The sequence below is a fragment of the Streptomyces cynarae genome (assembly GCF_025642135.1).
Lineage (GTDB): Bacteria > Actinomycetota > Actinomycetes > Streptomycetales > Streptomycetaceae > Streptomyces > Streptomyces cynarae.
Genome location: NZ_CP106793.1, coordinates 493307 through 512548 on the forward strand (window position 1 = coordinate 493307; position 19242 = coordinate 512548).

General features: G+C 67.8%; 13 protein-coding genes and 2 pseudogenes. 3 read left to right on the plus strand and 12 right to left on the minus strand.

Features of this window, described 5'->3' with window-relative positions:
* Positions 1-461: 461 nt before the first annotated feature.
* The 3 genes and pseudogenes from N8I84_RS02570 to N8I84_RS02575 all read right to left on the minus strand — a co-directional run.
* Positions 462-1244, minus strand: coding sequence for a phosphotransferase enzyme family protein (locus N8I84_RS02570; RefSeq protein ID WP_263227796.1), 783 nt, complete (start codon positions 1242-1244; stop codon positions 462-464).
* A gap of 143 nt (positions 1245-1387) precedes the next feature.
* Positions 1388-1561, minus strand: coding sequence for an SUMF1/EgtB/PvdO family nonheme iron enzyme (locus N8I84_RS43030; protein WP_390899012.1), 174 nt, complete (start codon positions 1559-1561; stop codon positions 1388-1390).
* Positions 1509-1805: pseudogene (locus tag N8I84_RS02575) on the minus strand (SUMF1/EgtB/PvdO family nonheme iron enzyme); the annotation flags it as partial. The gene N8I84_RS43030 and the pseudogene N8I84_RS02575, both read right to left, overlap by 53 nt.
* Positions 1806-1875: 70 nt before the next feature.
* On the opposite strand from N8I84_RS02575, the pseudogene N8I84_RS43035 reads away from it, so the two are divergent.
* A pseudogene (locus tag N8I84_RS43035) lies at positions 1876-2217 on the plus strand (NF041680 family putative transposase); the annotation flags it as partial.
* A gap of 50 nt (positions 2218-2267) precedes the next feature.
* Here the strand turns inward: N8I84_RS43035 and N8I84_RS02585 are convergent.
* The 3 genes from N8I84_RS02585 to N8I84_RS02595 all read right to left on the minus strand — a co-directional run bounded on the left by N8I84_RS02585 (position 2268) and on the right by N8I84_RS02595 (position 5109).
* Positions 2268-3002: a dienelactone hydrolase family protein gene (locus N8I84_RS02585; RefSeq protein WP_263227797.1), complete on the minus strand. Its 735-nt coding sequence runs from the start codon at positions 3000-3002 to the stop codon at positions 2268-2270.
* A 553-nt stretch (positions 3003-3555) separates the two neighbouring features.
* Positions 3556-4041, minus strand: a complete 486-nt coding sequence (locus N8I84_RS02590) for a hypothetical protein (RefSeq protein WP_263227798.1) — start codon at positions 4039-4041, stop codon at positions 3556-3558.
* Between the two features lie 69 nt (positions 4042-4110).
* Positions 4111-5109 (minus strand): hypothetical protein, encoded by a 999-nt coding sequence (locus tag N8I84_RS02595; protein ID WP_263227800.1) that lies wholly within the window; start codon positions 5107-5109, stop codon positions 4111-4113.
* A 685-nt stretch (positions 5110-5794) separates the two neighbouring features.
* On the opposite strand from N8I84_RS02595, the gene N8I84_RS02600 reads away from it, so the two are divergent.
* Positions 5795-7300 (plus strand): S53 family peptidase, encoded by a 1506-nt coding sequence (locus N8I84_RS02600; RefSeq protein WP_263227801.1) that lies wholly within the window; start codon positions 5795-5797, stop codon positions 7298-7300.
* Positions 7301-7897: 597 nt separating this feature from the next.
* Here N8I84_RS02600 and N8I84_RS02605 read toward each other — a convergent pair.
* The 6 genes from N8I84_RS02605 to N8I84_RS02630 form a co-directional block, all read right to left on the minus strand.
* Positions 7898-9328, minus strand: a complete 1431-nt coding sequence (locus N8I84_RS02605) for a family 43 glycosylhydrolase (RefSeq protein ID WP_263227802.1) — start codon at positions 9326-9328, stop codon at positions 7898-7900.
* Between the two features lie 37 nt (positions 9329-9365).
* A complete protein-coding gene (locus N8I84_RS02610) occupies positions 9366-11987 on the minus strand; it encodes an alpha-L-rhamnosidase (protein ID WP_263227803.1) in 2622 nt (873 codons plus the stop codon).
* Complete coding sequence (locus N8I84_RS02615) at positions 11984-12880, minus strand: carbohydrate ABC transporter permease (RefSeq protein WP_263227805.1); 897 nt, start codon at positions 12878-12880, stop codon at positions 11984-11986. The genes N8I84_RS02610 and N8I84_RS02615 overlap by 4 nt, the downstream gene beginning before the upstream one ends.
* Positions 12881-12886: 6 nt before the next feature.
* Entirely contained in the window at positions 12887-13771 is an 885-nt protein-coding gene (locus N8I84_RS02620; protein WP_263227807.1) for a carbohydrate ABC transporter permease, read from the minus strand.
* Between the two features lie 51 nt (positions 13772-13822).
* On the minus strand, positions 13823-15121 hold the full coding sequence (locus N8I84_RS02625; RefSeq protein WP_263227808.1) for an ABC transporter substrate-binding protein: 1299 nt from the start codon (positions 15119-15121) through the stop codon (positions 13823-13825).
* A gap of 276 nt (positions 15122-15397) precedes the next feature.
* Positions 15398-16396: a LacI family DNA-binding transcriptional regulator gene (locus N8I84_RS02630; protein WP_263227809.1), complete on the minus strand. Its 999-nt coding sequence runs from the start codon at positions 16394-16396 to the stop codon at positions 15398-15400.
* A 572-nt stretch (positions 16397-16968) separates the two neighbouring features.
* On the opposite strand from N8I84_RS02630, the gene N8I84_RS02635 reads away from it, so the two are divergent.
* Positions 16969-18969 carry an RICIN domain-containing protein gene (locus N8I84_RS02635; RefSeq protein WP_263227810.1) on the plus strand — a complete coding sequence of 667 codons (2001 nt, stop codon included), beginning with the start codon at positions 16969-16971 and terminating at the stop codon, positions 18967-18969.
* Positions 18970-19242: the final 273 nt, after the last annotated feature.

Here is a 19242-nt window from a genome sequence, read left to right on the forward strand (position 1 = left end):
CCGCGCGGGGTGGGCCCGCCGAAAACGGGCACCTCCTGGCACCGACCGACACCACCTACCAGAGGTAGCGGGTGGGCATCTGGATGAAGAACGCCCGCGCGGCCGCCCGGAAGGCCGCCGAGATCGAGCAGCGTCGTGCTCAGGGCCTGCCCGTTCAGTTCGGCCACCGGGGCACTGCCGCAGGAGCGGCGCGAGCAGCTCGAGGACATCGCCCCCGCCTGACCGGTGGAGTGGCAGCGCGCCTTCCATCTGGTCCGGCTGCACCTGGAGGCCCGCCGCGAGCTGCCCATGTCGCAGAGCACCGTCGTGCACCAGGGCGAGGACCAGAGGCGCTGGGTAGGTCAGTCCGGCTCGGCTGGAACAACCTCACCACCGTCCAGCAGGTGGGCGCGATCTGTTTGAAGACGGGACTGGTTCGAGACGCCGTTCGACGCCGGGAGCGAGGCGCGGGCGGAAGTGCCTCAGCCGGCGAGCAGGGCGTGCACCCACTGGTCTTCGCGCTGTTCGATGTATTCGGCGTCGCTTCGCCAGGCGCCGCCGTGGCCCGCGGCCCACAGTGTCGTCCAGGGTTGGACACCCCGGGCTGCCTGGTCACGCAGGAAGTCGTGCATGGAACGCGTACGGCGTCCTAGCAGAGGGACCAGCTGTCGGCGTTCGGCTTCATCGAGGCCGTAGGCGTTGGCAAAGACTCGCAGTCGGTCACCCGCGTCGCGGCGTTGCCAGTCAGGATGCGCGGACAACGGGACGAAACCGTGCATGGCATACGCGACGTCCCACAGGCGGGAACCGGGGCCGGCGGTGTCCCAGTCGATGAAGGCCCACTGGGAATCGTCTGCGACCACAAGGTTCCATGGGGCCAGGTCGTGATGGGCGATGATGTCGCTGCCCTCGGCGGGCATCAGCACCTGCCAGTGCGCGCCGGGTGGTGGCGTGAAGTCCTGCACTGCATCGTGGAAGTCCCGGATCAGGTGTGCCACGCGAGCCAGTCGCCGAGCGGGTTCCAGCAGAGAGAACCGGTCGGGCCAGACCACATGGCCCGGCACAAAGGTCAGGACTTCGCGCCCCTGGTCGTCAATGCCCAGAGGACGAGGCGCCGCCCGGAATCCCACTTCGTGCAGGTGCGTGAGCAAGGCGTGCACTGCGGGCGTCCACGGTCCGGTCGGACGGCGGACGGTATCTCCGACTCGAACGACACCATCGCTGACGTTGCCACCGGACAACGGCTGTTCTTCATCATGCTGCACCGAACCAGTGTGTCTGATCAGGCCGCCGTGATCACCGCGTTGAACGGGAGGACCAGGTAGGGGCATGCCGCCGTGCGACGTACCTTCCTGTAGCCCCCAGCGCGAGAGGCCGAATGATCCGCAGCAGGCGCCGCCCCTCACCGTCACCAAATTCGCGCTGAGTTGCCCTGGTACCAGGCGATCTCGTCTAGCCGGCCATGTCGAGGGCCGGTGGTGCCCGCGCGGCATGCGTGCTCCCACTCGGCCTCGGTCGGCAGCCGGTATCCATCGGCAGAGACCTTCCAGTCGAACCGCCTCTGCCTCGCCGTTGAGGTGATGGACGGGTGTCAGCCCCTCACATCGGGACAACGCATCGCAGAACCGGACCGCGTCCCACCATGAAACGCCCTCACCCGGTAGCCGGTCGCCTTCGGCAGTGCTCGGCCGCTGACCGCTGACCTGTGCATACAACGACTGAGTGACCGGAATCGCCGCCATCCAGAACGGTGCGACCTCAACCGTCCAGCTCTTCTGTGTCCGCCGGTCCGACACCGTCACCTGTCCCGGTGGGAGCGCCATCATTTCGTGCTCTGCCTCCGCGTCCACCGGACCACCCTACCGGCGTGATCACCGCTCCATCGATCTGTCTGGGGTGAGCTGGGGCGCGTTGATCCGGCTGGAGGTCGAGCACCTGTCGACGGACCGCGAGGCGCCAGCGTGTGTGGCTATGGTCCTCGAAGACCTGCGGCTGTTCAAGCAGACGCTGGGCTGGACGAAGCCCCGACTGCGGGAACCGGAAGCGGGCGGCCGACCGCTGGACCCGGCTGATCATCGCCGCATACACCCAACTCGGCTGGCCGCCCGCTCGCCCAGGACCTGCGACACCCGTGGGAGAAACCGGCTTCGCCGAGCCGGCGCACCCCAACTCCGGTGCGCCGGACGTTTCGGAACCTGCGCCGGCACATGCCCGGTCCCCGCCAAAGCACCAAAACCCCATCGGTCGAAAACACTGTGCACTTCATGTTCGGTTTCCGAGCCGGAGCCTCAGCTGTTGCCCAGGGTGCGGTCCAACAGAGGGAGCAGGTGGTTCCAGTGGCGCTTCAGCCCTGAGGCGCTGAAAGCGTCGGTGTCGGACATGGTGAAGCCGTGGATGGTGCCGGGGTAGATCTCGGAGGTGTAGCTGACACCTGCGGTGTCGAGGGCCTGGTTGAGCTCGCCGAGGGCCTCGGGTGTCATGTCGCCTTCGGCGTGGCCGAGGTGGACCTCGGCGGTGAGCTTGGAGAAGAGGTCGGGCCCGTCGACGCCCACGGGACCGTGGAATGCGGCGACGGCGGCCACCTGGCCGGGGTAGGCCGCGGCGGTGCGCATCGCGAGGAGGCCGCCTATGCAATAGCCGGTCACCGCGAGCGGACCGGCGCCGACCTCGGGCTGGGCTGCGAGGATCCTGAGGTAGGCGTAGGCGTCGCGCAGGACACGTTCGGCGGTGTGCGCCTTGATCAAGGGCATCAGTTGGGCCATGACCTGGGGCCGGGCCTCTTCTCCGATGTGCTCCGGAAGCTCGATCACTGGTGCCGGGCCGTGCCGGTAGAAGACGTTGGGGACGAGCACGTAGTACCCGTGCCCGGCTAGTTCGCGTGCCATGTCCCGCAGCACGGGCCGGATACCGAAGCCGTCAGCGTACATCAGCACCCCCGGGTGCTGCTCGCCGCGGTCGGGGAAGGCGGCGAATGCATCGGCCTGGCCGTCCGCGGTGGGAATCTGCAGCGTCTTGGTGGGCATGAGTTCTCCTGTCGTGGTTGATGTGTCGAGCCTGTGATCAACACGACGGAGGCGGAGCCCGCGCAGCAGCGCAAGATCCTCGATCGAGCAGCGGGCCCACACTGGCCCATACGGCGCTCAGAAGAGCACCGGGTCACCAATCCGTGTGTGGCGCAGTGCCGTCCCGGTAGTCATCCCCACAACATAGTCCACTGCCCGTCGCGTTCGCCGACCCGGAGCACCTCATGCGGGCGTTCAGGCGCGGCTTACGGAAGATCCAGTACCGGCCCCAGTTCGTCGACAGCAGACCCGAACGCCGCGCTATCCACGACGCCTCTTCTCCAGTCCCCAGCGCGTAGACGGCGGACGCAACGAAACCGCGTCCTCGGCCGGATGGCCGGCCTGGGGACGGGATAGGTGAGCGTGTTCGGGTGGTACTTCGGCCGCTCACCCGTGCCGGGCTTCAGGTCTGGACCCAGGTCCGTCCTGATCAAGGCAGAGGCCGTGCCCGTATGTCGCGCGCCGATGCCTGGAGAGATCCCGGGGCCCGGCGACCGTCAGGGCGCTCACCACTTCAGCTGACGACCAGTGTCACCCGCCACGACGTTCCGTCGGGGCACGTGCTGGTCAGTGTGGAGGCACCGGGCGACCGCGCGACGAACAGACCCGGCGTGACGCCCAGCGGCGCGGTCATCACCCCGGTGCCGACAGGCGCGAGTACCTCAGGGCTGGAGCTGCCGATGGCGCGCCAATGCGTGCCCTGCACGGCGCCCTCGGGAGCGGCGAGGAACACGTCCACCCGTTGGCCGACGCGCAGACAGAAGGCCCCGGAGTCCGCCTGAGTCAAGGATCCGGCGGAACGCGGCAGCGTCGCGGGGTGCAGCTGGTGGCACCGGACCGCCACGGCCGTCGACGACGAGGTCGGCGGCGCGGAGGGCGGGGCTGACGTGGCGGCGGCGGAGGTACATCCGGTGAGGAGTGCCGTCGCCACCAGTGCGGCGCTGAGCCCCGCGGCGAAGTGCCGCGGTGGCGGTGGCGGTGTGCGGCGGGCCGTAGCCATGTGCTTCCTCTCGAACGGGCGGCCCTGGGGTCGCCCGGCTGGAGGCCGGGCGACCCCAGGGCGTCAAGGTCAGTGCTGGTTGGTGGGGCTGGTGTAGGAGACGACGCAGCCGCCGCTGTCGCTGTTGAAGTTGTTGCTCCACAGCGACTGGATGGCGTAGTTGGAGCCGTTCATGCCGACGATCGTCGAAGCGCCCTGCCCGCTGGAGATCCAGGCGCACTTGTCACCGGTCTCGTAGCCGGTCGAGTCGAGCCATCCCGTGCTCGCGGTCGGGTCGGTGAGCGTCTCGGCGTACTCATGCCCGCCCACGATGGTCACGCCCTCGGTGGTCCCGTTCACCCCCGTGCTACCGGTGCTCACGAAGTTGGCGCCGCAGGCGCTGCCGGCGTCGGTGATGTACGGGAAGTTGGTGTACGGCAGCGGGGCGCCGCTGCCGGTCGTCGTCTGGTCGTGCCAGGCGCAGTACTGGGTCTTGAAGCCGGTGGGGACGACACCGTGCGGGGCGTCCACGATGATCTGCACGTTGTCACCGGAGACGCCGAAGTGCGCCGCCGCCTTCACCGCTTCCGCCGCTATCTGGGCATTGGACGGCTTGCTGGGCGCGGAGACGGAACTGTCCAGCCAGGTGCCGCCCACCGGGTTCGATGCCGGGTGTCCGACGGGAGTTCCGGCGCCGTTGCACTGCGTGGTACCGACGGCGACGCCCTCGCAGTACTGCGTCTGTGAGGCGGACCAGGTGTCACCACTGCCGTAGGCGTGCTGGAAGAACGACAGTTGCAGAGCTGCCTCACCGGAGGGGTCGTTGGTGACGGTCGACCCGGTGCCCCACTGGGAGCCCCAGTAGACGACGTAGACCTTGGGACTGGTGACGACAGCGCCTCCGCCGTACGACAGGAGGTTGGTGGAGGCCGCCGCGGCGGGACGCGCGTCGCGCGCTGCCATCTGCTTGGCGTGACCGGAGGTCTCGGGTGTCTGGGCGCCGGCGGGCGAGGAGCCGAGGAGTGCGGCGGCGGTGAGCGCCGCGGTGGTGACAGCGACGCGGGCAAGGGTCGATCTGCGCAGCATCATGGGTCCTTCGATGTGAGGTGGTCAATCGACTGGGACGGCGCGGCCCGCCGGCCGGAACGATGCCTCGATGTATGACGGCAGCGTTTCAGGAATATGAAAAGGCTTGCCCGGCGGGAATAGGGGTTGTGATGCAACCTGCCGGGAGGAAAGTAGCGAGCCTGATGGATCACGGTCAAGAGTCGATCCTCAAGGTTTCAACAGCCCTTTCTCGGCGCGTCCCTGCAGGTGAGTCAGACTCCGGACACCGTTGCAAATAGCCCGTAAAAGGCTCGTCGCGAAACGGGAATCCCTGGATAGGGTTTTCCCTATGCCGTACCCCTCATTTTTCGCACGGAGCACTCCGGAACAGGGTCGACTCCCCTGCGGGCGACGCCCTAAGCGTCTGTCGGGTCAAATGCGCGGAACGACCCGGTAAAAGAGCGGTCGACGGGCTATCGGGAGTACGTCCGTCTGTACGGAGTGGGAGTCACCGCGGACACCGAGCGCCGGGGTCCAGGCGCCGCCCTGCGCACGGGAGTTCACGTTCCGTCAGCAGCACATTTCTTTGATCACTGTTGACAAATCAAGCCTGTCGGAGAACAACCCCGAGGGATAGCCTCCCCACATCCGCATCCCCCTTTGCCACCCCCCGAGACCCTGGGGGCGGACGCGCAAGTCCCCCTTTCGAACCCAAGAGAGGACTCGGATGGCACGCACCATCAGACGGTGGTTTCTCGCGGGGGTGAGCACCCTCAGCTTCGCAGCGGCGGGCGCCGTCCCCGCGACAAGCGCGGCCCACCAGGCCGCCTATCCGCAAGTACGGCCGACCGTGGCCGACTTCACGCAGTTGACGACCGGCCAGACCCCGCCGACCCAGTCCCAATGCGCGTCAGTGGGACGCCGCTGCTTCACTCCACAGGCCATCCAGGCGGCATACAACGTGGGCCCGTTGCACTCGGCCGGGGAGGACGGCCGCGGCCAGACGATCGCAATCGTCGACTCCTACGGGAGCGACACCATGACCCACGATCTGCACGTCTTCGACCAGGCATTCGGCATCGCACCCCTGTGCGGTGAGGAGGGCGTGAGCTGTGCGCCCGGCATGCCTACCTTCAGCGAGCTTCATCTGCAGGGCTCCCCTGCCACCAAGGCGCCGCCGTCCACGAGCAACAGCCCGGGGCAGGAGGACAAGAGTGCGTGGGCCCTGGAGGTGGCACTCGACGTCGAGACCGCCCACGCAATGGCTCCCGGCGCCAACATCCTGCTGGTCACCACGCCGACCGCCGAGACCCTCGGGGTGCAGGGCTTCCCTCAGATGATGGCTGCCGAGCAGTACGTCGTCGAGCACCATCTCGCGACGGTCATCTCCCAGTCGTTCGCCTCCGCAGAAGGCGCCTTCGGCAGCGCCCAGTCGTTGGAGAACCTGCGCTACGCGTTCAAGTCAGCGGCGCAGAACGGCGTCACCGTACTCGGCTCGTCGGGTGACGACGGAAGCGCCGGCTCGGCCAAGACGCCTGTGGGTCAGGGCGGGTCGACGCTCCCCGGTCCCGCAGTCGAGTGGCCCGCGTCGGACCCGCTGGTCACCGGAGTCGGGGGCACGGACCTGTGCACCGACCCGGGTGCCACCGGCGGCAGGGTCGTCGACAGCGCCTCCCCGCCACTGGCCTGCCAGAACGCCGCCGGCCAGTCGGAGATCGGCTGGATCGGCTCCGGCGGCGGCTTCAGCAGTGTCTTCGCCAAGCCGGGCTACCAGTCAGGCGCGTTGCCGGCCGGCAGCACGGCCATCGGCGCCATGCGCGGCGTTCCGGACGTCTCCCTGCAGGCGAGCCCGTCGACCGGAGCACTGGTGTACCTGTCTCTCCCGCCGGACGGCCAGAGCGGGCTGAAGTGCGGCAGCACGCCGTGCAGCACGGGCTGGTACGACATCGGCGGCACGTCGCTCGCGTGTCCGCAGTGGGCGGGCCTGGTTGCCATCGCCGACCAGATCAATCACGGTGGACTCGGAGTGATCAACCCGGCTCTGTACAAGCTCGCGTCGGCCCCGGCCACGTACGCGGCGGACTTCAACGACGTGACGGTGGGCAACAACGCCGCCGAGGCGTCGGTCCCTGGCTACTCGGCCACCACAGGATGGGACCCCGTCACCGGACTGGGCACGCCGAACGCGGCGAAGCTCCTGCCCGACCTCGTCAGCGCCGTGCACGGAGGCTGACCCTCAGGGGCACCCACCGGGCATCCCGCCCCGGCCGGCGGCGGGATGTCCGGGTACACCGAGGACGTGGAATTAAGTCCATAAGAGGCCAGAATATCGCTGTAGGGGGATTGCAGTTGACTCGTCCGGGACGTCCTATGGATCCGCTCAGCGCTGAGTTGCCAGACGCCACGTATGCACGGGCGAGTGCGTTACGCCGGCATGTTTTCCTGCCTCTGATGTCGGGCGGGCGTCCGTTGACGCAGAGGGCGATCAGCAACCGGCTGGGTCAGCTTGCCACGGTGCGAACTCCTGAAAGGAAAGAGCTCGAAGGGGCGGCGGGTTCGCAGAGCCTGAGCGCATTGTTCTGCGCGCAGCCAGGCGACCGTGCGGCGGATCTGCAACCGCGAGACAGTTCCCACCCGGGATGTGGTGTTCGACCTTCTGCGCCTGGTCGAGGCCGAATGCGGTACGCCGAGAATCGATCCCGGGGAAGCTCTGAATAGAGGGGGGCCGGCAGCGGCGGATCTTGGTGGATCCGCCCCTGCCGGTTCTCGGCGACACGTGATCTCGCGTGGCCTCGTTACGTGATGTCGAGGTCCCTGGGCGCAGAAGGTGTCAGACAACCATCCACTGCTGGTTGGCGCCGGCGTTGCAGGTCGACTGGTCCAGAGCCGCCCCGTTGGCCGTCGACGATCCCGCGACCTCCAGGCACTTGCCGCTGTTGACGTTGGTGAAGGTGACGTAGCCGCCGATCACCGCCGTTCGCGTCCACAGCTGGTTCGAGGCCGCGGTGCACGTGGACTGGACGGCCACCGCTCCGTCGGCGGTGGAAGCACCGGAGACCTGCAGGCACTTGCCGCTGTTGACGTTGACGAGCTCGTAGTCGGAGCCGACGGCGGTGGGCACCCACTGCTGGTTGGCCCCGGAGTTGCAGTTGCCGGAGTTCACCGCTGCCCCGTCGGCCGTGCTCAGCGACCAGACGTCAGCGCACTTGGCGCTGTTGCGGTTGAGCAGGTGGTTGTTCGCGGCGCCGAGTGGACTGGCGATGACGGGCCAGCCGTTCGCGAAGGTCACCTGGCGGATGTCGAGGGTCTCTTGACCGGAGTTGTCGCCGTCGTAGTAGTGGTAGGCGAGGAACTTGGACGTGCCGTCGTCGTAGGCGTCGGCGCCACCGGCGGCCACCTTGGGGTAGGCGCCGGTCAGGACGGTGGTTCCGCCGCCGGAGGCCATGTCGGTGCCGTTCTGGTCGAGGTACGGTCCTGTGATGCTGGTGGACCGGCCGACCACGGTGTAGTAGGTGCTGTTGACTCCGCTGCAGCACAGGCCCTTGGAGCCGAAGAGGTAGTAGTAGCCGCCGTTGAGGATGATCGTGGGGTTCTCGATGCCGACGGCGATGTGCCACAGGTTGTTGTCGGTGGTGGACAGCTTGCCGGTGGACTGGTCCAGGACGTGCATGTAGGTGCCGCTGCCGGTCCAGGAGCCCCAGGAGATGTAGAGCCGGCCGTCGGGGCCCCAGTCGACGTTGGGGTCGATCGGGTAATTGACGTCCGTGACCACGCCTTGGTCGGTCCAGGGACCTTCGATGTTCGTGGCGGTGGCCAGACCCATCACCGCGTAGTTCGTCCCCCAGAGCGAAGCGGCGTAGTACAGGTGGTAGGTGCCGTTGAAGTACTTGATGTCGGGGGCCCAGATGTTCGGCGGGGTGGAGCCGAGCTTCGCGGTGATCCAGGACGGCGTCGACTCCCAGACGTTGCCCACCTTGGTCCAGCCGGATGCCGCGGAGCCACCGCAGGTCTTGCGGATGGTGATGGAGCCGCTGGGGTTGAGCGGGTCGTGCTCGAAGCCGGTGGAGAAGCCGTAGTAGCAGCTGCCCACCTTGATGACGCTCGGGTCGTGCATGCGGAGGTCACCGCTGAGTGCCTGGGCGGGCGAGGCGGTGAACAGACCGAGAACGGTCAGGAGTACGACCACGATCGAGGCGAGGGCTGAGCGCCCGTGCCGTCTGCGTATGCCGAGGCGGCGATCCTGGGTGGGGCGGTCGGTCACGCGGAGACTCCTTTGTGTCGCTGGGGTGCTGGAGCGGTCACCTGCTGGCCGGGCGGGCTGGGCGTGAGGTGGTGGTCGTCCCGGTCGGCAGGTGCGTCACGCCTCCGTCGGGCCACTCGATCCGTGCTGTCGCTCCGGTGGGCACGGTCGTTTCCACGGTGAGACCTGTTTCGCCGAGTTCCCAGCGGATCGCCACGCGCCCGTACGGCGACTCGTGGGCGGCGCTCGCCCAGCTGATACCGCCGCCCGGTCGTGGGCGGAAGACGATGTCGCGGTAGCCGGGCGCACTCGCAGCGAGTCCGGCGACCGTGGTGTGCAGCCACTGGGCGACGGCGCCGAGGGCGTAGTGGTTGAACGAGGTCATCTCGCCCGGGTTGACGGTGCCGTCGGGCAGCATGCTGTCCCAGCGCTCCCAGACGGTGGTGGCGTCATGCTTGAGGGCGTACAGCCACGACGGGCACTCCTGCTGGAGGAGCAGGGAGTATGCGGTGTCGTCGTGGTTGGTGGCGCTCAGAGCCGGTGTCACCAGAGGGGTGCCGATGAAGCCTGTCTGGATGGTGTGCCCGCCTGCGGCGACCAGGTCGGCCAGCCGTCGTCCGGCGGCGGTCCGGGCCTGCGTGTCAGGGAGCAGGTCGAACTGGAGGGCGACGGCGTAGGCGGTCTGTGTGTCGCTGGTCATCAAGCCGTCGGGCAGCAGGTACGCGTCGGCGAACGCCTGCCGTACTCGGTCTGCGAGTTGGTCGTAGCGGCGCTGTTCGTCCTCGCGCCCCAGAACGCCGGCGGTCCACGCCACATGCCGAGCGGACCAGGCGTAGTACGCCGTGGCGATGAGGTGCCGGTCGGTGCGTCCGGCTCCGGGGTCGTCCGGGGGTGCGAACGGGTCGAGCCAGTCGCCGAGTTGGTAGCCGCGGTTCCACAGGCCCGACTCGTCGGCGAGTTCGGTGATGAGGTCGACCCATCGCCTTGCGCTGTCGTACTGGGCGGCCAGGAGACCGGCGTCGCCCGAGGCCTCGTACAGATCCCACGGGGTCAGTGCCACGACGTCGCCCCAGCCGGCGCCCGGTCTGGCCGGGGTCCACTGCGGGCCGCCGGGGATCTCGGGGACGTACCAGGGGACGGTCCCGTCGGCGTGCTGTTCGACGGCGACGTCGCGCAGCCAGGACGCGAGCATGCCGTGGCAGTCGTACAGGAAGGCGGCGGTGGGCGCGAAGATCTGGATGTCTCCGGTCCAGCCGAGCCGTTCGTCACGCTGGGGGCAATCGGTGGGAAGGTCGACGAAGTTGCCGCGCAGGCTCCAGACCACGTTCTCGTGCAGGCGGTTCACCTGCTCGTTGGAGCACTCGAACCAGCCGGTCCTCGCCATGTCGGTGTGGTGGACGCGGGCGACGATGTCGCGGCCCGGGAAGCCACCCCCGCGCCAGCCGGTGATCTCGGCGTACCGGAAGCCATGGATGGTGAAGCGGGGCTCCCAGGTCTCGGGGCCGCCGCCGCGCAGGATGTACCGATCGGTGGACACGGCGTCGCGCAGTGGCCGTACGCACAATTCGCCGTCCTGGAGCACCTCGGCGTGGCGGATGACGACCGTGTGGCCGGCCGGGCCGGAGACCGTGATGCGGACCCTTCCTACGAGGTTCTGCCCGAAGTCCACCAGGAGCCGGTCGGCGCCCAGAGCGGTCACCAGCACCGGGGTGACCTCCTCGGTGCAGCGCACCGGCGGGCCGGTGGGCGCGACGAGGGTCGCCGGGTCCCGGGCGACGACATCCACCGGGGCCCACTCTCCGTCGTCGAATCCGGGGCTGGACCAGCCGGGCAGTTCCTGCCGTGCGTCGTAGGCCTCTCCGTCGAGCAGGCCCGCAGAGAGGATCGGGCCCTGGCCGGCGCGCCAGGAGGTGTCGGTGCCGATGACGGTGACGGTTCCGTCGCGGTGGACGATCTCCAGTTGGGCGATGAGCGCGACGCGGTCGCCGTAGAGGTCGGCATGGCCGCCGCCGAAGCCCAGCCGCCCCCGGTACCAGCCGTCGGCCAGCCACGCGCCGATGGCATTGGGGCCGGCGCGCAGGTGATCGGTGACGTCGTGTGTCTGGTAGCGCAGCCGGTGGTGGTAACTGGTCCATCCGGGTGCGAGTGCGTGGTCGCCCACCCGCCTGCCGTTGATCTCGATCTCGTAGAGGCCGTGGGCGGTGACGTACAGCCGCGCGCGCTCGATGTCCGCGCCGGCGGTGAACTCCTTGCGCAGCAGTGGCGGGCGCCGCTCGGCGGCCGGCCGTTCCGATCCGTGCGGCTCGTGCGGCTCTTGCGGCGAGATCGCGCGGGCCGTCCAGTCCGTGGGTGCGAGCAGCCCCGTCTCGATGTGAAGCGGCGGGCTCCAGTCGCTGGTGACCTGGTCGGCTCCGCGGACCCGCACCCGGACCCCGCAGGCCTCCCGGGATGTCAGTGGCCGCAGCGGCCAGGGGACGAGTACGGAGTCCTGGGATGTCACCCAGTCCGTGCGGTGCGTCCCGTCGGCGAGGGTGGCCTCGATCTGGTAGGCGTGCTGTGTCCAGCCGGTCGGTGCCGTGGTCTTCCAGGAGAGACGTGGCGACGACTCACCGATGCCGAACGGTTCCCGGTGGTGTTCCGCGGTCGGGGCGGCCAGTTGGAGTACGCGCTCGTGGGTCATCCCTTCACCGCCCCGGCGGTGAGGCCCTTGATGATGCGCTGGTTGATCAGCAGGTAGAGCACCAGGGCGCCTACGACGTTGATGCTGATCGCGGCGAACAGGGGTCCGTAGGCCGTCTCTCCGTACTGGCCTGTGAAGTTGAGCAGCCCCACCTGGATGGTGCGCAGGTCGTCGTCGGTGGTGAAGGTGAGCGAGATGAGCAGGTCGTTCCAGATGAAGAAGAACTGCACCAGCGCGACCGTGAAGACGGCGTTGCGGACGGCGGGGAATCCGATGCGCCAGAAGGCGGTGAGCATGCCGGCCCCGTCCAGGGTGGCGGCCTCGAAGATCTCGCGCGGAACGGCCCGGAAGTAGGTGGCCATCATGAAGACGGTGAGCGGGAGGCCGACCGCGGTGTAGGTGATGATCAGCGGCCACATCGTCCCGGACAGTCCGGTCTGGAAGTACACCCGGAACAGGGGCAGCAGGATCATCTGGCTCGGCACCATGATTCCCACCAGGAAGACGAGCAGGACCTGGTGGCGGCCGCGCCAGATCATGACCTCCAGGGCGAAGCCGGCCGCGGTGCCGAGCACGATGATGAGCGCGAGGGAGGGCGCGGTGGCCAGGAGGCTGTTGCGGACGTAGACGGCGACATGTCCGGTCGTCCACGCGTCGGCGTAGTTGTGCAGGTCCCACTTGGACGGGAGCGACCAGGCGGGGTCGTTCACGAACTCGGACTGGGTCTTGAAAGAACTGAGCACCAGCCACAGCAGGGGCGTCACCTCGACGACCACCAGCAGTGCGACGAGCAGGTTGCGTGTCAGGCGCCGTACGTGCCCGGGCTTTCGGACGGTGGCCGGCCGTGGGCTGGGCAGGAGTTCCCGCGGCGGTGCCGTCATCGTGTCGGTCATGGGAGTTCAGCCCTTGGTCAGGTCGCGGCGAGAGAAGCGGAAGATGATGAGGGTGACGCCGAGGCAGACGACAGTGAGCAGGGAGGCGATGGTGCTGCCGTAGCCGTAGTCGCCGTAGGAGAACGCGGTGCGGAACATGTAGAGAGTCAGCGGCGTCGTGTCGCTGCCCGGTCCCCCGTTGGTCAGCGCGAGGACCGAGTCGAACACCTTGAGGGTGCCGTTGATGCTGAACACGATGGACGACAGCAGCACGGGCGCGGACAGCGGCAGGACGATGTGCCGGATCAGCCGCCAACCGGTGGCACCGTCCAGCCGTGCCGATTCCAGCGTCTCGTCGGGGATGTCGAGGAGCCCCGCGAAGATGAGGACGCCGTAGAAGCCCATGGAGCGCCACACGTCCATGAGGACCAGGACGATGAAGGATCCGCCCGCGCCGGCGAACCAGTCGCCGTGGTGGAGGCCCAGCCCCTCGAGGGCGATGTTGGCCAGGCCGTTCTGCGGAGCGACGGCGAAGAGCTTCTGGAACATCAGGGCCACGGCCACCGTCGGCAGGATCACCGGGAAGAACACCAGCGTCCGGACGACCGCGGACGACCTGCGCAGGACGAACACGTAGAGCAGGGCGAGCACGTACCCGCAGAAAACCTGCCCGGCGCTGACGGCGATCCCGTACTTGAAGGTGAACCACAGCGCCGAGTGCGCCTGCGGGTCGTGCCAGAGCTTCTCGAAGTTGCCGAATCCTCCGAAGGTGAAGCCCTCGATGACGTTGCCCTTGAAGAAGGTGTAGCCGAGGGACCAGCCCATCGGTACCAGCATCACCAGGGTGTACACCAACAGCGCCGGACCCAGCAGGACGGCGATGGCACGGCGGTCTCCCAGAACTGAACGCATGACGGCTCTCTCACGAAGGGGTTGGTGCGAATCACGGTGGGCCCGGAGGGGTCAGCCGTTGTCGAGGTCTGTCTGGACCTTCGTCATGAAGTCCTTGGCCGAGATGGCTCCGGTGACGAGGGGCGCGGCGTTCGTCTGGCTGGTCTCGGTCGCCTTCGTGTTGAAGAGCGCCTCGAACCACAGGGTGCTGGTGCTGGTCTTGGTGATGGTGTCCTGGACCGTCCGGGTGAGCGGGGGCAGGGTGCCGGTGTCGCCGTTGGGCTTGAACCCGGAGACGGTGCCCTGGTCCTTGAGTGAGGCGGCGCCGTAGTTCTTGGTGATGCAGGAGAGCCAGTCGCCGACCTTGGGGGTGTACGACTTGGCGGAGACGGCGACGGGGAGGCCGACGTTGGCCGGGATCTGGTCCGCGCTGCCCTTGCCGCCCGCGACGGTCGGGAACGGCATGAAGCCGACGTTGTCCACGCCGATCCTGTTCTTCGTCTTGTCGTTGAAGTCGCCGAGCTCCCAGCTTCCCATGTAGAACATGGCGGCCTTGCCGGTCAGGAACTGCTGCACCGCGGTGTCGTAGTCGATCGATCCGACGCCCTTGCCGAAGTAGCCGGCCTTGCCCAGGTCGGCGATGGCCTGCGCGGCCTTCACATAGGCGGGGTCGGTCAGCTTGGCCTTGCCGTCCGCCACCGCCTGCAAGGCGTCCGGGCCCAGCTCACGGTAGAGGTAGCCGCTGACGAGACGGGTGAGGGGCCAGCCGTCCTTGCCGTCGGCGGCGAACGGGGTGACACCGGCGCCCTTGAACTTCGCGGCTGCCGCGACCAGTTGGTCGTAGGTCGTCGGGAGGGCTATGCGGTGGTCGGCGAAGAGCTTCTTGTTGTACCAGATGCCCTCGATGTTGAACTGGTAGGGCATGACGTTGAACTTGCCGTACAGGTTCTCGACGGTCTTGACGGCGGCCGGCTGGATGTCGTTCCAGACGCCGAGGTCCTTGAGCGTCTTCTCCAGGTCGAGGACCTGGCCCGCTTTGTCGAGGGTCTTGGTGAGCTGCGGTGTGCCGCCGGCCGCGAACTGCACCGGCAGGGCGTTCTGGCCGGCGAGCAGCTGCACCTTCTGGTCGACGTTGCCGATCGGCAGCGTCTGGATCTTCAGCGGAAGAGCCTTGTTCTGCGCGGCGCACGATCCCTTGCCCAGGGCGGTGAGCTCCTGCTGCACGATGTGGTTGTCGTCGTTGATGGTGAGGGTGAATGCCTTGACGTCGCTTCCCGAGACGCTCCCGCCGCCGCAGGCGCTCAGCAGCAGGCTCGTGGTGGCGGCGGTCGCAAGGAGGGCGATACGGCGGGTTCTGAGGGTCTTGTGCACAGGTGCTCCTCGGCGCGCAGTGCGTTGAAACGCTTCAATGGGGAGATGCCGGGAACCTATGACCCGCTTGGGCATGTGTCAAGGATCTGTCGCGGATGTTTCGGAACCGGGTCTGAGTGTTCCGGAACGGCCGCTTGTAGGCGCCACTGCAAGCATGAGGCAAGGAACAGCTGGTCAGCGCCGCACGCCGACGCAGAAGGTCACAGCAACGGGCCGATCCGGAAGGGCCACGGTGACAGGCGCGCGCAGAAGGTCACGGCGAGCAGAGCTGGACGTTCACAGCGGCGCGCTGGCTCGGACCATCAGCTTCGGCTCCAGCACGACGGTGGCATGCCGGTGCTGCTCGCCCGCGGACACCTCGTCCATCAGTAGCCGGATGGCCTCCTGCCCCATCATCCGGCCGGGCATGTCCACCGCGGTCAGCGGCACCGCGGCGGCGCCGGCCCCACGGTTGTTCTCACAGCCGACGACCGCGACCTGGTCGGGCACCCGGATCCCCGCCACGGTGTGCAGCTCGTGGATGATGGCATTGGCCAGCGCATCGGTGACGACGACGAGACCGTCCGGAAGATCGCTCGGGGCTCGCCGTGCGAGTTCCTCCCCGACCAGGTGTCCATGGGAAGCGGTCAGACCGACGCTGTCGATCTCCTCCAGGGTGACGCCGGGACCCGCCTCCTCGACCGCCGCGCGCACCCCCCTGCGCCGGTCGCGCACGGGCTGGTAGTCGTCGTGCGCGACCACGTAGGCCAGTCGCGTGCGTCCGGTGTCGATGAGGTGGCGGGCGGCCAAATATCCGACATGTTCGTTATTGACGAGCACCGAGCAGCATGTGCCCGGTTTCGGAGCATAGTTGAGCAGCACGACCTGGCGCCCGTGCGAACGAATGCGAGCGATGCCGGCCGTGGAGTCCTCCATCGGCGCCAGCAGCACACCGGTCACCCGGGACTCGTCGAACAGGTCCAGGTAGTCGTCCTGAAGCCTCATGTCGCAGGCCGTGTTCGCGAGCAGCAGGTTCTGGCCGATCGCGCGGGCTGCGTCCTGGGCCCCGTGCGCCATGTCGATGAACAGGGAGTTCTCGATATCGGCGAGCACCATGCTGATACTGTTGGTCGAGCCCGAGACCAACGACCGGGCCGCATCGTTGCGCACGAAACCCAGCCGGCTGATCGCTTCCCGGACGCGCTCCGCCGTCGCGGGGCTCACCTTCGCCGGATGGTTCAGCACATTGGAGACGGTTCCGACCGAGACGCCCGCGGCGTCGGCGACATCCTGCATGCTCGGACCAGCATGCCCCTGCACTACTCGCGGGCGGGCGGTTGCCACAGCGCTCCTGAACCTCCGGTCTCGTTCCGTCCCGGGACCGCACGGCCCCACAGTGACCAGGCTGTCGCGGACAAGCGCAGAATACATGACGCGCGTTGAAGCGCTCCAAGCTCGATTGCCCATTTCCACCTTGAGCGCACAGCGCTGCGAGCGATAACAGCAGGTCACGGCGCAGCCCGGACATGAGTTCCGGCATGTCTCCCCGCCTGCCGCTCTCCGACCCCTGCGACCGACCGGCGACGGTGGGACCAGAGAGGACAGCAGAAGGAACGGGCAAATCAACGGGCAAATCGCTGTTCATGGTCTTGACGGCCCACCCGGAGAGTGCAAGCCTCCCACCGCTGATCCGATTGAAGCGCATCAATCGGTAGGCCTCGCCCCCACGGAACCGCTTCTCAGACGCCGCACCGCCCCATGGCGTGCCCTGAACAGCACTCCCCCTGACCTGCGTCGACCCACATCCGGCTCTCGCTCACGTGCTGTCCTCGCAGCCCACCCCTCAGCGGCAAAGGAGTCCCGAAAACATGCCCAGACGACGAAACGCACTGGCGAAAGCCGCTGTCATCGGCGCAGCCGCCGCGCTGACGGGCCTCACGACGTTGGCGCCGCCTGCCGGCGCCGTGACCTACAGCGGCGGCACCATGTGGCAGCCGCCGAGCGGAGCGCCGTCCTACGGCTCGCTCTACGCCCACGCGATCAGGCTTCAGCACAGCACCGACTCCAACGGCACGCTCCTCGCCTCCTTCGAGCAGTACTCGAGCAACGGCATGCCGGTGTATCGCAGTACCGACTCAGGACACACCTGGACACAGATCTCCACGATCAACGACCAGGTCAATTCCTGGAACAACATCCAACTCGAACCCGTGCTCTACGAGCTCCCTCAGGCGGTCGGCTCCTTTCCCGCGGGAACGATCATCGCGGCCGGCGACTCCATCCCCGCCGACAACTCCGAGACGAAGATCGACATGTACGCCAGCACCGACCACGGCGTCACCTGGTCCTTCGTGAGCTCGATCGCGACCGGCGGCAAGGCCGTCGACACAAACGGCAATACCCCGGTCTGGGAGCCGTACTTCATGGTGGCGAACAACAAGCTCATCGTCTGGATCTCCGACCAACGGGATCCCGCGCACGGCCAGAAGCTCGCCCACTTCACCACCACCGACGGCGTCAACTGGTCCTCCGAGGTGGACGATGTCGCCTACCCCGCCTACGCAGCCCGGCCCGGCATGGCCATCGTCGCTCGCCTGGGCAACGGCAAGTACATCCTCACCTACGAGTACTGCAACGCGCCGAGCGGCGGCTGCCCCGTCTACTACAAGATCGCCGACGACCCGGAGCAGTTCGGCTCGGTCACCGGAGTGCAGCTCATCACCACGGACGGCCACAAGCCGGACGGCGACCCGTACGTCGCCTGGCTGCCCACCGGCGGCCCCAACGGCACGATCGTCGTGCAGGCGTACAGCGACCAGCAGCTCTACGAGAGCACGGACAACGGCGCGACCTGGGTGCGCATGTTCTGCAACACCGTTCAGGGCTACAGCCGCGGCCTGCTTCCCCTCGCCGACGGAAAGAGCCTCCTGGTCACCCGAGGCGGCGCACTGGTGACGAACGGCACCAACAAGGTGACCTATGGCATCGACGACTACGGCGGCGGCATCTCCACCGGCGCCACCTACAAGATCGAGAACGCCCAGAGCTCCCAGGTGCTCGGCGTGCCCGACTCCACCTCCGGCTCCCCGGTCGTGCAGGCGGCCGACAACGGCACTCCTGACCACAACTGGCGGTTCCTTCTCCAGAGCAACGGCTACTACCGCATCCTCAACACCTTCAGCGGCAAGTACCTCGCCGTCCCCAACGGCTCCCTGTCGTCCGGCACCGGCGAAATCCAGTGGACGTCCACGGGCGGCGCCGAGCAGGACTGGTCCGTCGAACCATCCCCCGCCGGCGGCTACACCATCACCAACCGGCGCAGCGACCTGGCACTGACCATGGCGACCGACGCGAACGGTCAGACCTCGACGAACGAACAGGTCACCCAGGCACCGCTCACCTCGACCGCGAATCAGCGATGGGACCTCCTCCAGACTGCGGCCCCGGACTTCACCAGCGGCCAGTTCGCACTGGCCAACGTCAACAGCGGAAAGTACGCCGAGGTGGTCGGAAGCGTCAGCGGAACCCAGGCCGATCAGTACCGCAACGTGAACCACCCCGACCAGTACTGGACGTTCACGCAGGTCGGCTCCTACTTCACGATCACCAACGTGTCCACGGGCAACTACCTCGACTCGGCAGGTGACACCACCAGCGGCAGCGCCGTCGTCGAGAAGCCGTCATCCGGCTCGACCACCCAGCAATGGTCCCTGGTCGACTCCGGCAACGGTGAATACCAGGTCGTGAACCGCGCCAGCGGACTGAGTCTGGCGGTGGCCAACGCATCAACCGACAACGGCGCACCGTTGGACCAGGAAACCGTCTCCACTGCGTCCGCACGCTTGTGGACGATCACGAAAATCAACTGACTCCGTACGCCCATAGGACCCCCTGGAAGGACTGGGTCCGAATGGAACCGTCCGTCGCGCTGGTCCTCTCCCCCAGGCAGACGACCAGCGCCCGAAGCGCCGCTCCCGAGCAACAGTCGCCGTCCGGTGCCCGACGGGTCGCAGCGCGCCACAGCACGTCGCAGGCCTCCCCCACGACCAAGGGGAAGGCTCCGCCAGCCACGTCGAGGACAGCGAGGTCAGTGATCAAGCAGGACACCACGCGACGGCGGGTGGGGGGCATCATGCAGGTCT

Coding starts and splice junctions, on each gene's coding strand:
- N8I84_RS02585 (WP_263227797.1), bottom strand. CDS start 3,002: ATGCCCACCAAGACGCTGCAGATTCCCACCGCGGACGGCCAGGCCGAT.
- N8I84_RS02590 (WP_263227798.1), bottom strand. CDS start 4,041: ATGGCTACGGCCCGCCGCACACCGCCACCGCCACCGCGGCACTTCGCC.
- N8I84_RS02595 (WP_263227800.1), bottom strand. CDS start 5,109: ATGATGCTGCGCAGATCGACCCTTGCCCGCGTCGCTGTCACCACCGCG.
- N8I84_RS02600 (WP_263227801.1), top strand. CDS start 5,795: ATGGCACGCACCATCAGACGGTGGTTTCTCGCGGGGGTGAGCACCCTC.
- N8I84_RS02610 (WP_263227803.1), bottom strand. CDS start 11,987: ATGACCCACGAGCGCGTACTCCAACTGGCCGCCCCGACCGCGGAACAC.
- N8I84_RS02615 (WP_263227805.1), bottom strand. CDS start 12,880: ATGACCGACACGATGACGGCACCGCCGCGGGAACTCCTGCCCAGCCCA.
- N8I84_RS02620 (WP_263227807.1), bottom strand. CDS start 13,771: ATGCGTTCAGTTCTGGGAGACCGCCGTGCCATCGCCGTCCTGCTGGGT.
- N8I84_RS02630 (WP_263227809.1), bottom strand. CDS start 16,396: ATGCAGGATGTCGCCGACGCCGCGGGCGTCTCGGTCGGAACCGTCTCC.
- N8I84_RS02635 (WP_263227810.1), top strand. CDS start 16,969: ATGCCCAGACGACGAAACGCACTGGCGAAAGCCGCTGTCATCGGCGCA.